This window comes from Mycobacterium tilburgii (assembly GCF_902168065.1).
In the GTDB taxonomy this organism is placed as follows: domain Bacteria; phylum Actinomycetota; class Actinomycetes; order Mycobacteriales; family Mycobacteriaceae; genus Mycobacterium; species Mycobacterium tilburgii.
In genome coordinates this window covers 43,948-58,184 of the sequence record NZ_LR655696.1, presented here as the reverse complement: position 1 = coordinate 58,184, position 14,237 = coordinate 43,948, and the positions used below count along the sequence as shown (strand labels likewise).

The following is a 14,237-nucleotide window of genomic DNA, read 5'->3' as shown; positions in this document are numbered from 1 at the left end:
TCGGCGTCCGAGTTTCGCCGTCGGCTAGCGGCGGAACAGCTTGTTGCCCACCCAGACGATCGGGTCGTACTTGCGGTCGGCCACACGCTCTTTCATCGGGATCAGCGCGTTGTCGGTGATCTTGATGTGTTCGGGGCACACCTCGGTGCAGCATTTGGTGATGTTGCAGAAGCCCAGACCATGCCGTCCCTGCGCCTCATTGCAACGGTCCCGGGTGTCCAACGGGTGCATCTCGAGTTCGGCGATGCGCATCAGGAATCGCGGCCCGGCGAACGACTTCTTGTTCTCCTCGTGGTCACGCACCACGTGGCAGACGTTCTGGCACAGGAAGCACTCGATGCACTTGCGGAACTCCTGCGAGCGCTGCACGTCGGCCTGGGCCATCCGATACTCGCCGGGTTGCAGCTCCTTGGGGGGCGCGAAAGACGGGATCTCCCTGGCCTTCTCGTAGTTGAACGAGACGTCGGTGACCAGGTCGCGAATCACCGGGAAGGTCCGTAGCGGCGTGACCGTCACGACCTCGTCCTCGGCGAAGGACGATATCCGGGTCATACACATCAGCCGCGGCGTGCCGTTGATCTCGGCCGAGCAGGATCCGCACTTGCCCGCCTTGCAGTTCCACCGTACCGCAAGGTCGGGTGTCTGCGTCTGCTGCAGGCGATGGATGATGTCGAGCACCACCTCGCCCTCGTTGACCTCGACGGTGAAGTTCTCCAGCGCGCCGTCGGTGTCGTCGCCGCGCCACACCCGCATCGTTGCGTTGTAGCTCATTAGCTCTCCGTCCTCGTGGTGCGTCCTGGGTGACCGGCCAGCTCTTCTTCGGTGAAGTATTTCTGGAGCTCCGAGAGTTCGAACAGCTCCATGAGGTCCGGGCGCATGGGCACCTGATCTTCGCGGGTGATGGTGATCTCCGGGATGACGTCGTCGCCGTTGGTGGCCCGGCACACCAGCAGGACCTTGCGCCACTGCGAGTCCATTCCGGGGTGGTCTTCGCGGGTGTGTCCGCCGCGGCTCTCGGTGCGTTCCAGCGCCGCCTTCGCGATGCATTCGCTCACCAGCAGCATGTTGCGCAGATCGATGGCCAGGTTCCAGCCCGGGTTGTACTGCCGGTTGCCCTCGACCTTGATGTTCTTAAACCGCTCGCGGAGTTTGGCCAACCGGTCCAGCGCCTCGGTGATTTCCTCCGGCTTGCGTATGATGCCGACCAGGTCGTTCATCGATTGCTGCAGGTCCAGCTGCAGCGTGTACGGGTTCTCGGGGGTGGCGCCGTCGGCCGGTCCCTCGAACGGGGCCAGTGCCCGTCGCGCCGCGGCCTCGATGGCAGCTTCGCTGACCGACGGCCGGCTGGCCAGGCTGCGGGCGTAGTCGGCGGCGCCGAGTCCGGCGCGCCGCCCGAAGACCAGCAGGTCCGACAGCGAGTTGCCGCCGAGCCGGTTGGAGCCGTGCATGCCGCCGGAACACTCGCCCGCGGCGAACAGGCCGGCGACTTTGGCCGCGCCGGTATCAGGGTCGACCTCGACACCGCCCATCACGTAGTGGCAGGTCGGCCCGACCTCCATGGGCTCCTTGGTGATGTCGACACCGGCCAGCTCCATGAACTGGTGGTACATCGACGGCAGCCGCCGCTTGATCTCGTCGGGCGTCAACCGGGAGGCGATGTCGAGGTAGACACCACCGTGCGGTGTGCCGCGGCCCGACTTGACCTCTGAGTTGATCGCGCGCGCGACTTCATCGCGGGGCAGCAGGTCCGGGGTGCGGCGGGCTGAGTCGTTGTCCTTGAGCCACTGGTCGGCCTCTTGCTCGGATTCGGCGTACTGACCCTTGAACACCGGCGGGATGTAGTCGAACATGAAGCGCTTGCTGTCGGAGTTCTTCAGCACTCCGCCGTCGCCGCGCACACCCTCGGTGACCAGGATGCCTTTCACACTCGGCGGCCACACCATGCCCGTCGGGTGGAACTGGATGAACTCCATGTTGATCAGCGTCGCGCCGGCGCGCAGCGCCAGGGCATGGCCGTCGCCAGTGTACTCCCAGGAGTTAGAGGTCACCTTAAAGGATTTGCCGATGCCGCCCGTGGCCAGCACCACCGCCGGCGCCTCGAACACGACGAACCGCCCGCTTTCCCGCCAGTAGCCGAAGGCCCCGGCGATCGCGTCACCGTCCTTGATCAGCTCGGTGATGGCGCACTCGGCGAACACCTTGATGCGCGCCTCGTAGTCGCCGAGCTCCGCGAAGTCCTCCTGCTGCAGCGAGACGATCTTCTGCTGCATGGTGCGGATCAGCTCCAGGCCGGTGCGGTCACCGACGTGGGCAAGTCGCGGGTAAGTGTGCCCACCGAAGTTGCGCTGGCTGATCTTGCCGTCTTTGAGGCGATCAAAGAGCGCGCCGTAGGTCTCCAGCTCCCAGACCCGGTCCGGTGCCTCTTTGGCGTGCAGTTCGGCCATCCGCCAGCTGTTGAGGAACTTGCCCCCGCGCATGGTGTCGCCGAAGTGGGTTTGCCAGTTGTCCTTGGGGTTGGTGTTGCCCATCGACGCGGCGCAGCCGCCCTCGGCCATCACCGTGTGGGCCTTACCGAACAGTGACTTGGTCACCACGGCGACTCGCAGGCTGCGTTCGCGCGCTTCGATGACCGCGCGCAAACCAGCGCCGCCGGCACCGATCACGACGACGTCGTAGGAGTGCCGCTCGACCTCAGCCATAAATCCCTCGCTAGCTAAATTCGGGTTTTCTGTGAAATGGCGATTCAGCCAACAAACCTCGGGTCGTGAATAGCGCCGCTGGCCACCAGCGCGACGTAGAAATCGGTGACCATCAGGGTGCCTAGCGTGATCCAGGCGAACAGCTTGTGCCGGGTGTTGATAGCGCTGACCTGAGTCCAAATCCAATACCGCACAGGGTGCTTGGAAAAATGCTTGAGCCGGCCGCCGGTCACGTGCCGGCACGAATGGCAGGACAGGGTGTAGATCCACAGCATAATGACGTTGCCGAGCAGGATCAGGTTGCCCAGCCCGCACCCGAATCCGCCCGGCGAGTCCGGCGCGTCGGAGTGGAAGGCGACTATCACGTCGTAGGTGTTGGTGATCGAGATGATGCCGGCGATGTAGAAGAAGTACCGGTGCGTGTTCTGGATGATTAGCGGGAACCTAGTCTCGCCGGTGTAGTGCACCCGGGGCTCGGCGACGGTGCAGGCGCTGGGTGACTGCCAGACCGTGCGGTAGTAGGCGCCGCGGTAGTAGTAGCAGGTCAGCCGGAATAGCAGCAGAAACGGTAGTGACAGGGCAGCATAGGGCAGCCACCACACGTCCGGAAAGAGCTGGGGCCAGAAGTTGCTTGCTTCGCCGCACGCCTTGCTGACACAGGGCGAATAGAACGGCGTCAGGTAGTGGTATTGCGGGACGAAGAAGTAGTTCTGCTGGAACGCCCGCGCCGTCGCGTAGATGAGGAATGCGGCTAAGCCCAGGTCGATCCGCAGCGGCGACATCCACCAGCGATCGGTGCGCAGTGTGCGTTGCTGGATCCTGGCGCGCCTCGGGGAAAAAACTCCGGACACAGGACGGTTCGCCGTAGGTGCGCTCATCAAGTGTTCCTCTTCGAACGGGCTGTTTAACGAAGCTGTTGGTCGAAGGGTACACAGAGAAGCACCCCAAATTTTCGGGGGGCTTGACTGTCAGGATCTGTGGTGGTCGCCGACGCCCTCATCGTCGACATCGCGCAAAAATCGCTATCGTACTAGGGTATCGGAATGGTGATCTTTTCCGCGGATTAACTGCACCGGATTGCTGCACCGTGGCGCAGGCCAGGTCCAATTCCGAAACGTCGGAGTTGAGTAATTCGACGGCCGCGCGACGAGTTGGACGCGGCCGCGGGCTTGGCCCTCGGCGAGCGTGGCGGCGTTCTCACCGACCTGTCCTGTCGGACAAGCGATCCCGATATCTACGCCATCGGCGAGGTGGCGGCTATCGAGGGCCGGCTCTACGGCCTGGTCGGGCCGGGGTACACCTCGGCCGAGGTCGTCGTGGACCGGCTACTCGGTGGTGCCGCGGAGTTCCCCGAAGTGGATCTGTCCACCAAGCTCAAGCTGCTCGGCGTCGACGTCGCGAGCTTCGGCGACGCGATGGGCCGCCGATGATGATGTGATCGATGAATTCCTGTGTGCCGAACGGCAACCGCAACAACTTCGCTACCGGATCCAGGAGCCCACGCGATGGCTCTTCGCGACGGGGCATGTTGCCAGGATCACTCGTGCGCGATCAAAGATCAAGCACTACCCGTGTCGGCGCGCCCAGCCGGTAGTGGCGGATCGGGTGCCTGGCGGCCGACGGCACCGAGCGCCGAAACCGGTTCGCTATCAGCCGGGACAGCCGCGGATGCGTCCCCAGCGGACGGCTGACCATGTCGGCACAGGCATCCTGGAGTGGCTCCTGGAGCAGCCCATCGGCCTGGCGATGGTATGCAGGTCGGTGCGGGCGATCGGGTCCAACGTTCCCTCGGCGCCGAGTATCACCGAGTCGCCTGGACGCCAACCTGATTGCGCAAGTTGATCGACGACGATACGCGCGATCTCACCGCCCGGCCCCAATGCCGCCGTAACGACGACATCCGGATGGCCGCTGGCCACCACGTGATTGGGCACATCGGTGCGCACTTGGGAGAGGAGCGCCGGCACCATGATCGCTCGATGCTCGCCGGCGACGGACAGCACCTCGCTGGGCGTGGGTCCCAGGACGTCGCCAAAGGCCGCCCGCACCGTCCGGTTCAGCAGGCCGCTCACCTGCGCCGCCAGATCACCGATCATCGCGACGCCGCCGGGGCGGCGGGTGCCATGCGCGGCGAGAATCGGGCTCACGACACACACGCTTGCTCATCGATTGCCAGCCGGTAGCCACGCTTGACGAAGGTCGCTACAATGTTCTTGTCGCCCAACGCCGTTCGCAAACGCAACACCGCGGTGTCGACCGCGTGCGGTTCATTGCTGTTGCCGGGTAGCACCCGCAACAGGTCGCCGCGGGCGACAACGTCGCCGAGCCGCAGGGCTAGTGCGCGCAATACCGCAATTTCCGATCCTGACAGTGATTGCACCGTACCGTCGACCAGGACGCAGTTTCCGTGGATCTCCACCACGTGACCGGCGGCCCGGACCGTGCTGATACCTACAGCGGAAGCTTCTGGGCTATGTGCCGGGCCAACGCACCCAGCCGCATTCGTTCGGGCACGGAGGCCGGAATTCCCTTACGGTGCAACGGCTGCGCCGTCACCGGGCCAACGCACATCGCGTGCACGTCGGTGCGCAGCGCGTCGATCACCTGCGCCTCGATGTTCAAGTCACGACTGCGTTCCAGCACCGCCGCGGCAGCGGGCGCCGAGGTGAAGCTGACGGCATCGAACTGCCGGCGGGCGATCCAGGTCACCAGTTGGTCGAAGTTACCGCCCATCGGGGTGGACTTCCACCGGTACACCCGGATGGGGACCACCTCGGCACCTGCGGCGCGCAACCCGCCGATGAATTCCGGGAACGGGTCCCAGGCATCGGCGGCGCCGTGCAGCTGGACCGCAATCCGCTTGCCGGACACCCCGGATTCGAGAATATACCTGAGGAGCTCTTGGGATTCGGATTTCGGTGACCACTCCTCGTGCAGACCGACCGCGCGCAGGGCGACTGTCGCCCTTGGGCCGCGCGCCAGCACGCGTGCATCGGCGAACGACGCGAGCAGTTGATTGGACAGGCCCCAGCCCTCGGCCGCGGCCACCAGCCGCGAAACCCGATCCCGGTGTGGGCCAACAGAATATAGGGCGGATCCGCGATCACGGCCTCGGTGGTGCTTAGCAGCTCTTCATCTTTGGGCAACGCGATCATGTTGATCGCGGCCGCGCTGGACACCTCGGCGCCCTGCCGCTCAACAACGCGCACAGCTCTTCGGAACGGCGCGCCGACGTGACCGCTACCCGGTAACCGGTAAGCGGCGCCGAGTCGGGCCGGTCCATACGACCTGTGTATGCCCACGAGGTTTCGCAGGTGTTACCCGGCGATTGCTGACGCATTGCTCGCGTTGCGGTTGTCATTACACTCGCGCCGGTTCGGTGTCGACGGCTGGATCCGGCGTGCTCGGCGCCCCCGCGGGGCGGCGCACATACACCGTCCACGTTCAGGGTCGCGGCCACGAGGTAGGACACCAGAAACAGGCAGTAGGCCGACGTTTCGGTGCCGCTGTGCAGGTAGGACTCGTGCAGCGCCAGGTTGATGACGACCCGCCGAGTACCCCGACCGCCGAGCAGATCCCGATCAGCGATCCCGACTTCGCCCGTGACCAGTGCCGGCGCTCGGCCTCACTGACGTCCAGCGAGCGGCTGTGCGCCTCGAAGACGGACGGAATCAGGTTTGAACACCGAGCCGTTGCCCGTACAGGACAAGACGAATAGCGCAAGAAAGCCGACGACGGAGCTGACCAGGGCAATCGACGTGGCGCCCCCGTGTCGGTCGTCGACCATGCTCAGGACTACCAACAGGCCGGCTGCCAGAATCATGCCGCCAAGCACACCGAGGGTGACTTGGCTGCCGCAGTCCATCACAGACCACAGCGTCCAGATCGAGAACGCGACGTGATCGCCGGCGATGGTGCAAAACAGATTCCGGCGCGCGATCTTGTTGTTGCCGGCTTCCCAGGCGGCGGCATCTTCCGGGTTCCAGTCCGTGATCCGGTGGTTGCGGCCCATGCAATCGGTACCTTTCGTGGACGAGCGGTCGAATCGTCTGGGTGTCGAACAGCTCCACCCATCACGGGAAGAGCTGCGGTGAGTCTTACTCTGAATGCCCTTGCGGCGGTCCCGAGTTGAAAGACATGCCGCGCGCTGTTCCGATGCTCACATTCGGAACCGAACTCCGTTAACTCATTTCGCAGCATTTCCCCTCTAAGTTGAATCCTAGTTATCTGGCAAAAACCTGAGGGGAATTCGCACCCGGAAACTCGCAGCTCAGGACCGGCGCTGTCGACAGCGAAGGCGTCGCAGCGACGAACCCATTGGTGAATGCCGTCGGCGGTAGAAATCAAAGTGATGTGCAATACATTTCGGGGGGTTTCCATCGAGTTGATATCCGGCTTCGACCTATGCGGACCTATACGTGAGCCAGGACCGCGGGTGCCTCGGTCTCGGTCGGCGCGATGACCTCGACCGGGCGGCGGATATAGACCGCCCACGTCAGTGCCGCGGACGCGACGTACCAGAACATGAACGCCCAGAACGCCGAGGTCGCGGTGACGCTGTATAAATCAGCGCCAGGTTGACACCCACCCCGCCCCAGGGCCCCGATCGCGCCGGCTATGCCGATCAGCGCACCGGACATGGACCGCGACCACTGCCGGCGTTCCGCCTCGTCGATCTGCAGCAAGTGGCTGCGTGCCTCGAAGGTAGACGGGATCATCTTGTACACCGAGCCGTTGCCGATGCCGGACACGATGAACAGGGCGACAAATCCGATCACGTACCCGACCATGATCGCCAATGGGATCCGGTGTGCGCCGTGGCCGCCGAAAGTGCTTGCAACGATCAGGATTCCGGCGGCGAGGATCATGGAGAAGAAGACGGCCAGCGTGACCCGGCCGCCGCCGATGCGGTCGGCCAGCTTACCACCGTAAACCCGCGACAGCGACCCGAGCAGTGGCCCCAGGAACGCGATCTAGGGTTAGCTATGTGAGGGTGGCAAATGGTGTAACATACGCCACAGCACAGCTGCGAATACCTAATCGCGCACCCGACGGCGGTGTGATGAATCACGATGACAGCAAAGGGATTTGGCCCGCGCGCGGCCTAACAGACGTCGCCGGCGCGCCAATCGCACATCAGCTCGGCGGAGGTGTACAGATCCCTCTGGATCGGAAGGACGAACAGCATTCCGTCGTCGGGGTCAGCACCGAGGTCGGGCCGCGCCACGGCAACCAACCGCGCCCCGCGAAGAGATCGCGGGCACGGTCGGGCGAACCCAGAGCCCCCAGATCGTAGGCGCCGAGTGTCACCTGCTCGACCCCGTCCAGCAGGGCGTGTACCAGTCCGTGCCCGCGATGGTCTTCGCGTACCGCGACGCCTTCGACGTAGCCGCAGCGCAGCGCGGTGCCCTGGTAGAACAGCCGGCGCTGCACCACCGCGGCGTGCGCGATAATTGCGCCGTGATCCCAGATCAGGGCGTGCATGCCGCTCAGGGTGTGCTCCCAGTCCTGGTCGCCAAAGTCACCTGCGAAAGCCTCGGTGATCATCCGGTGGATGTGTTCCCGAGTGTCGTCGCCGAGATCGGTGGTATGGACCAGGCGGGTGATTTGGACCTGGGTGTGCACACGCCATGTCTACCGTCTTAATCGCCGCACACGCATCAGGAGAGTGCCGCGCCCACGCGGGCATGCGCCCCGAACGGGCTGCGCGGGCGCGACCAATGCAGCCGCACCCGTTGACCCGCCCGCACCTGGGCGACCTTGTCGACGTCCTCGTCGATCACCACGCCTACGACGGGGTAACCGCCTGTGATCGGATGATCGGGTCCCAGGATCACCGGTAACCCGTTGGGCGGCACCTGGATTGCGCCTCGGGAGGTGCCTTCGCTGGGCAGCTGCCGGTCCGGTACCCGGTATTGCAGCGGGCGGCCGATCAGCCGCATCCCGACCCGGTCGCTGCGGTCGGAGGCCACCCAGTCGGTGTGCACCAGCACGTCGGGATCGACGAACCAGTCCTCCCGCGGTCCGGGAACCACCAGCAGTTCGACGGTGTCACCGGTGATGGCCGCCACCGGTGCCTGATCGAGCTCGGGGTATTGGTCGGTGTGCGCGCCGACCGGCAGTTCGTCCCCGACGGACAGTGGCGCGGGACCGATCGCGGCCATCATGTCGTAGCTTCGTGAACCCAGCACCGGTTCCACGCAGATGCCGCCGCGCACCGCCAGGTAGGTCCGCAAACCCGCCCGCGGGGTGCCCATCGAAATCACGTCACCGTCTCGGACGTGGTGAATACTGTTGGTGCCGAACTTGATTCCGTTCACCGAGGGGTCAGTGTCGGCGCCGGTCACCGCGATGTCGAGGTCGCCGCCACGCACGCGGGCAGCGAAACCGCCGAACGTCACTTCGACGGTGGCGCGGTCGTCGGGGTTGGCGACCAGCCGGTTGGCCAGCTTGTGCGCGCGGCGGTCGGCAGCGCCGGACCGGCCGACGCCGAGGTCGGCCTGTCCCACCCGGCCCAGATCCTGGACGACGGCGAGCGGTCCGGTGCGCAGAATCTCCAGGGTGGTCATCTGTCCTCCTCTACGCGGCCCGGAATTGGACCCACATGCCGCGCGTCAGTAAGGCGGAGTTGGGTCGCGTCAGATCCCACAGGACGGCTTCGGTGTGACCGATGAGTCGCCAGCCGCCCGTGGATTGGCGGGGATAGATCGCGCTGAACTCGTCGGCCAATGCGACCGAGCCGGCGGGCACCGAGGTGCGCGGCTCCGAGCGGCGCGGCACGCGCAACCGCAGGTCACCGTCGACCAGATAGGCGAAACCCGGTGCGAAACCGGTGAATCCAACCCGCCACAACGTCGAGGTGTGGGCGTTGATCACCTGTGCGGTGGTCAGCCGGGTGAGGTCGGCGACCTCGGCGAGGTCCGGACCATCGTACACGACGTCGATCACGATGTCGGCCGAGCGCACAGCCGGAGCCGGCGTTTCCGGGGCGACACGGAGCTTGCGCAGCCGCTGCCGGATGACGCCCTGATACCGGGGGCCGTCGAGTTTGACCAGCACCGTGCGAGCGGCCGGGACGATGTCGAGCACCCCGGGCAGCGCCGCGGCGCGCAGCGCGTCCGCCCATGCCAACACCTCGGCGGTGCTGCCACATTGGATCAGCAGCGCCTGGTTGCCGTAATCGAGAACGACATGTACGTCTAGCTCGGCCGGCGATTCGATGGGGAGGTCGGTCACGCTCATTACTCGACGGTAACTTCGGCATCGGGCAAGCGAAAGGGGTCGGCACGTCATTTTCGAGCACTGCCAGAGCGGCCTTACCGAATGCTCAAAGTGCACGACCTAGCCGAGGATCTTTGCGATCTGGGGCGGCAGCTGATCGGCGACGACGGGGTAGCTCAGCACTGAGGCGAACGCGATCGCGCCGGCCTGGTCCTTGGTGGTGAAGACGTGCCGGTTCTGCGCGGTTGCCTGCGTCCGCGCTATCTCGGGGTCGGCGAGCAGCGCCTTCTGCTGATCGTGGTTCTCGGTCGTCCAGATGAGCACGTCGGCGGCATCGAGCACCGCCTTGATCTCACCGCGCGGGATGACCACGCGGTGACCCGTGATGAAGGGCTTGATGCTGTCGGCGATGACCAGGCCCATCTGGTTCAAGAAGTCCGTCCGCCAGCCGGCCGCGGTCGCCACCACCGAGCCCTGAAACAGGCTGCCCTGCAACAAAAGTGCCTTCTTCGTTTGCCACTGGGGGTGGTTCTGCGCGACGGCGGTGAACTGCGTGTCGACGGCGTCGATGAGGGTTTTCATCTGCTCGGCCTGGAACACCGCGGTGCCGATTGTGGTCGCCTGGTCTTTCCACGGCTGGAAGAAGGCGTCGCCGCCGGATTGGGCGATCGTGGGAGCGATCGCGGACAGCTTCTGGTAGGTGTCGGCGTCCACCCCGGCGTTGATCGCCACGATCAGGTCGGGCTTCAGCCCGGCGATCTGGTTGACGGGAATTCCGTTGTCCAGGTTCAACACCACCGGTTGCGCCCCGGCGAGTTTGGGTTGGGCCCAAGGCCACACGCCGAACGGTTGGTCACCGAACCAGTTGGTCACCGCGATCGGCGCGACGCCGACAGCGAGCAAGTCGTCCTGCTCGGTGTAGCCGGCGCTGACGACCCGCTTGGGCGGTGTCTTGATGACGGTCTGCCCGAACAGATGGGTGATCGTCACGCCTCCGGGACCCGGGGAGTTCGACGCCTGTTTGGGCGACGAGCATCCCGATAGGGGACCCGCCAGCCCGGCTGCTGCGGTGGTAGCGGCGAGCTGCAGAAACCCCCGCCGATTCCATCCCTGTCGCATCGCGTGACAGTATCGCGTCGGCGACCCTGACCTGCAGTGCCGTGCGGTTGCACCGCTCATCCCGGCTCCTGGCGGTGCCGGTATTTCGCTCACGGGCTGTAGTCGGCGATCAGCCCCTCCTGGGCCGGGCGTTCGCCGGCCGGAATGTGCTCCAGGTTGATCCGAGTCCGATACCAGATCGAGCTCGGGCCGAGCATACCGTCGACCGGCTGCAACCGCTCAGCCGCGGCGGGATGGTGCGCGCCAGGTGTCCAGCGCCGCCATCGCCTCGTTTTTGGTCTTGGTCCGGGTGATCTCGATCAACGGCTTCGACGACTGCCGCCTGCCGTCGGTTTGTTTCCCCGAGCTCCGCGGCTCCTTCTCCGGGGGCCCAGCTCCTCGGCGAGCATCAGCAACCGGTCCAGCTTGCCCGGCCGCGTCGTCCATCCCCGCCCAGGGGTCGCCGATGTCGGCGAACCGGTCGGGCACGGTGGCGATCGTGAATGCCTCCGGCCGGCAGTCGGCAACCTCGTCCCAGTGCAGTGGCGTGGAGACCCGAGCATCCGGAGTGTCCCGCACCGAGAGTAGGCCGATGCGACCGTACGGTCTTTGGCGTTCTGATTGGAGTCGACGAAGACGTCCTACGTTCTTCCTTCCACCAGCGGCTGGTTGCCACGTCGGGGCGCCCGCTGCTCGACCTCGCGCGCCACCGTTTGGGCGGCCAGCTGGACCTGGCGGAACTCCCAGCGCGGGACAGTGCGGGCGTAGATGTGAAAGCCTCAGGAGCCGGACCGGCGCCCGCTTCTGAAACACCGCCTCGACCGAGATGCCCTTGACGAAGCGTTTCAGGATCATCGACCGTCCCCCAACCCCTCGCAGCGCCCCCTCGGCGACCGCAAGGTAGTAGTGCACCAGGTCCAGCTTCGTGTACGGCCCGATCTGACCATGAGCTTCGAACACCACCTTTTCCGGGTGGATGATCGTGACCTCGTGCCCGGCAACCTCCAGTGACACCGGACCGGTCATGGGCTTCATCGTAATTCTGGGAAATTTTCTGGCGTCGTTGCGATCCACGTTACATAGGGTGAGGTTATGCTTAACCTTTCTAGCCTTCCCGGGCAAGCCGTTGCCAAGCTCCTGCAGTATGTGGAACGCGGCTCGGTAGAGTTGCACTACGCGCGAAAGATTTTCGAAGCAGGAGCGTTCCGGCTGGAGCCGCCGCAAAATTACGCCGCGCTGGCCTCCGACATCGTCAAATGGGGCGAGTTCGGCATGCTGCCTTCGCTCAACGCCCGGCGCCACCCGGACCGCGCGGCGTGCATCGACGAAGAGGGGGAGTTCAGCTACCGTGAGCTCGACGAGGCGGCGCACGCGGTAGCGAACGGCCTACTTGATATGGGCGTCAAGGGCGGTGACGGCGTGGCGATCCTGGCGCGCAACCACCGCTGGTTCCTGGTTGCGAACTACGGCGCCGCCCGGGTCGGCGCCCGAATCATCCTGCTCAACAGCGAATTCTCCATCCCGCAGATCAAAGAGGTCTCCGAGCGCGAAGGCGCCAAGGTGATCATCTACGACGACGAGTACACCAAGGCGGTCAGCAAAGCCGAGCCAGAGCTCGGCAAATTGCGGGCGCTCGGGATGAACCCGGACAGCGACGAGCCGTCGGGCAGCACCGACGAGACGCTGGCCGACCTGATCAAGCGCAGCAGCAAGGAGCTCGCTCCCAAGGCCAGCAAGCATGCGTCGATCATCATCCTGACCAGCGGCACCACCGGCACCCCGAAGGGCGCCAATCGCAGTACCCCGCCCACGTTGGCGCCCGTCGGCGGCATCCTGTCGCATGTTCCGTTCAAGGCCAACGAGATCACGTCGCTGCCGGCGCCGATGTTCCACGCGCTGGGTTATCTGCATGCCACTATCGCGATGTTCCTCGGTTCCACGCTGGTGCTGCGGCGCAAGTTCAAGCCGCCGCTGGTGCTCGAGGACATTGAGAAGCACAAGTTGACGGCGATGGTCGTGGTGCCGGTGATGCTGTCTCGTATCCTCGACACGATCGAGAAGATGGACTCCAAGCCCGACCTGTCCAGCCTGAAGATCATTTTTGTGTCCGGGTCTCAGCTGGGCGCGGAGCTGGCCACCCGCGCGCTGAAGGACATCGGCCCGGTCATCTACAACATGTATGGCTCAACGGAGATCGCGTTCGCCACCATCGCCCGGCCCGAGGATCTGCAGAAGAATGCGGCGACGGTCGGGCCGGTCGTCAAGGGCGTGAAGGTCAAGATCCTCGACGACAACGGCAATGAGTTGCCGCAGGGCGAGGTGGGCCGCATCTTCGTCGGCAACACGTTCCCGTTCGAGGGCTACACCGGCGGTGGCCACAAGCAGATCATCGACGGCCTGATGTCGTCGGGTGACGTCGGTTATTTCGACGAGCACGGTCTGCTCTACATCAGTGGGCGTGACGACGAGATGATCGTGTCCGGGGGCGAGAACGTCTTTCCGGCCGAGGTCGAAGACCTGATCAGCGGCCACCCCGACGTCGTGGAGGCGACCGCGATCGGTGTGGAGGACACGGAGTGGGGTCACCGGCTGCGCGCGTTCGTGGTCAAGAAGAGCGACGCCGACCTGGACGAGGACACCATCAGGCACTACGTGCGCGACCACTTGGCCCGGTACAAGGTGCCGCGGGACGTGATCTTCCTCGACGAGCTGCCGCGTAACCCGACCGGAAAGATCCTCAAGCGCGAGCTGCGCGAAATGCAGATCGACTAGCGGGCGCTAGCGCCGCTCTTGAGTGGCCCGGGTGGATCTGATCCGAGAGTTTGGGATCGGCCAGCAGCTGGTCGATCAGTGCGGTTAGCACCTCCTGGCCGGTGACGCGGGCCACGCCCAGTCGGTCGGGGCCTCGCGTTGCCAGATGTCGAGGGCACGGTGGGTGGCGGCCGTGGCGGGCCGGTTGTCACCGCGCTCTCGTACGCTGGCGCGGGGCCCAGCCGTGCAATAATACTAGATTAGCTGCAGTGTATCTGGTTGGGCACTATGCACTGGAGTTGTTAGGCTATAACTAACGACATAGAGGCGCACATCAGATTAAAGTAACCAAGGGTCGTACGGCTGAGTCGTATGGTGCTGAATTTATATTTTCATTATGCACTGAAATCCGAGAATTCTTACCCCAGTACATCAGTAATTCTGACTTGAACTGCTTGGATATCACGA

General features: G+C 64.8%; 8 protein-coding genes and 9 pseudogenes. 2 read left to right on the top strand and 15 right to left on the bottom strand.

Going from position 1 to position 14,237, the window contains the following annotated elements:
* Positions 1-24: 24 nt before the first annotated feature.
* The 4 genes and pseudogenes from FQ389_RS05155 to FQ389_RS22105 form a co-directional block, all read right to left on the bottom strand.
* The gene (locus FQ389_RS05155) at positions 25-771 is read right to left on the bottom strand and encodes a succinate dehydrogenase/fumarate reductase iron-sulfur subunit (RefSeq protein WP_144206250.1); all 747 of its coding nucleotides are present in this window, start codon (positions 769-771) and stop codon (positions 25-27) included.
* Positions 771-2,699: a fumarate reductase/succinate dehydrogenase flavoprotein subunit gene (locus FQ389_RS05150; RefSeq protein ID WP_144206249.1), complete on the bottom strand. Its 1,929-nt coding sequence runs from the start codon at positions 2,697-2,699 to the stop codon at positions 771-773. Before FQ389_RS05150 ends, FQ389_RS05155 begins: the two co-directional genes overlap by 1 nt.
* Before the next feature lie 44 nt (positions 2,700-2,743).
* Entirely contained in the window at positions 2,744-3,577 is an 834-nt protein-coding gene (locus FQ389_RS05145) for a hypothetical protein (protein WP_144206248.1), read from the bottom strand.
* A gap of 90 nt (positions 3,578-3,667) precedes the next feature.
* Positions 3,668-3,884: pseudogene (locus FQ389_RS22105) on the bottom strand (hypothetical protein); the annotation flags it as partial.
* On the opposite strand from FQ389_RS22105, the pseudogene FQ389_RS05140 reads away from it, so the two are divergent.
* Positions 3,836-4,120: pseudogene (locus FQ389_RS05140) on the top strand (FAD-dependent oxidoreductase); the annotation flags it as partial. The pseudogenes FQ389_RS22105 and FQ389_RS05140 overlap by 49 nt on opposite strands.
* 1 nt (position 4,121) lies before the next feature.
* On the opposite strand, the pseudogene FQ389_RS19090 reads toward FQ389_RS05140, so the two are convergent.
* From FQ389_RS19090 to ligD, 10 genes and pseudogenes are all read right to left on the bottom strand, one after another.
* A pseudogene (locus FQ389_RS19090) lies at positions 4,122-4,226 on the bottom strand (hypothetical protein); the annotation flags it as partial.
* Positions 4,227-4,250: 24 nt separating this feature from the next.
* Positions 4,251-4,846 (bottom strand): annotated as a pseudogene (locus FQ389_RS05135) (sirohydrochlorin chelatase).
* Positions 4,843-5,982: pseudogene (locus FQ389_RS05130) on the bottom strand (uroporphyrinogen-III synthase). Before FQ389_RS05130 ends, FQ389_RS05135 begins: the two co-directional pseudogenes overlap by 4 nt.
* Positions 5,983-6,324: 342 nt before the next feature.
* On the bottom strand, positions 6,325-6,711 hold the full coding sequence (locus FQ389_RS19085) for a hypothetical protein (RefSeq protein ID WP_260860504.1): 387 nt from the start codon (positions 6,709-6,711) through the stop codon (positions 6,325-6,327).
* A gap of 400 nt (positions 6,712-7,111) precedes the next feature.
* A pseudogene (locus FQ389_RS05120) lies at positions 7,112-7,672 on the bottom strand (MFS transporter); the annotation flags it as partial.
* Positions 7,673-7,803: 131 nt separating this feature from the next.
* A pseudogene (locus FQ389_RS05115) lies at positions 7,804-8,324 on the bottom strand (GNAT family N-acetyltransferase).
* Positions 8,325-8,359: 35 nt separating this feature from the next.
* Entirely contained in the window at positions 8,360-9,268 is a 909-nt protein-coding gene (locus FQ389_RS05110) for a 5-oxoprolinase/urea amidolyase family protein (protein ID WP_144206247.1), read from the bottom strand.
* Between the two features lie 10 nt (positions 9,269-9,278).
* Positions 9,279-9,941 carry a 5-oxoprolinase subunit B family protein gene (locus FQ389_RS05105; RefSeq protein WP_144206246.1) on the bottom strand — a complete coding sequence of 221 codons (663 nt, stop codon included), beginning with the start codon at positions 9,939-9,941 and terminating at the stop codon, positions 9,279-9,281.
* A 99-nt stretch (positions 9,942-10,040) separates the two neighbouring features.
* Entirely contained in the window at positions 10,041-11,039 is a 999-nt protein-coding gene (locus tag FQ389_RS05100; RefSeq protein ID WP_144206245.1) for an ABC transporter substrate-binding protein, read from the bottom strand.
* Positions 11,040-11,128: 89 nt separating this feature from the next.
* Positions 11,129-12,053 (bottom strand): annotated as a pseudogene (gene ligD / locus FQ389_RS05095) (non-homologous end-joining DNA ligase LigD).
* 57 nt (positions 12,054-12,110) lie between these two features.
* Here ligD and fadD2 point away from each other — a divergent pair.
* Complete coding sequence (gene fadD2, locus FQ389_RS05090; RefSeq protein ID WP_144206244.1) at positions 12,111-13,790, top strand: long-chain-fatty-acid--CoA ligase FadD2; 1,680 nt, start codon at positions 12,111-12,113, stop codon at positions 13,788-13,790.
* A gap of 6 nt (positions 13,791-13,796) precedes the next feature.
* Here fadD2 and FQ389_RS19080 read toward each other — a convergent pair.
* Positions 13,797-13,961 (bottom strand): annotated as a pseudogene (locus FQ389_RS19080) (ATPase); the annotation flags it as partial.
* Between the last annotated feature and the right edge of the window lie 276 nt (positions 13,962-14,237).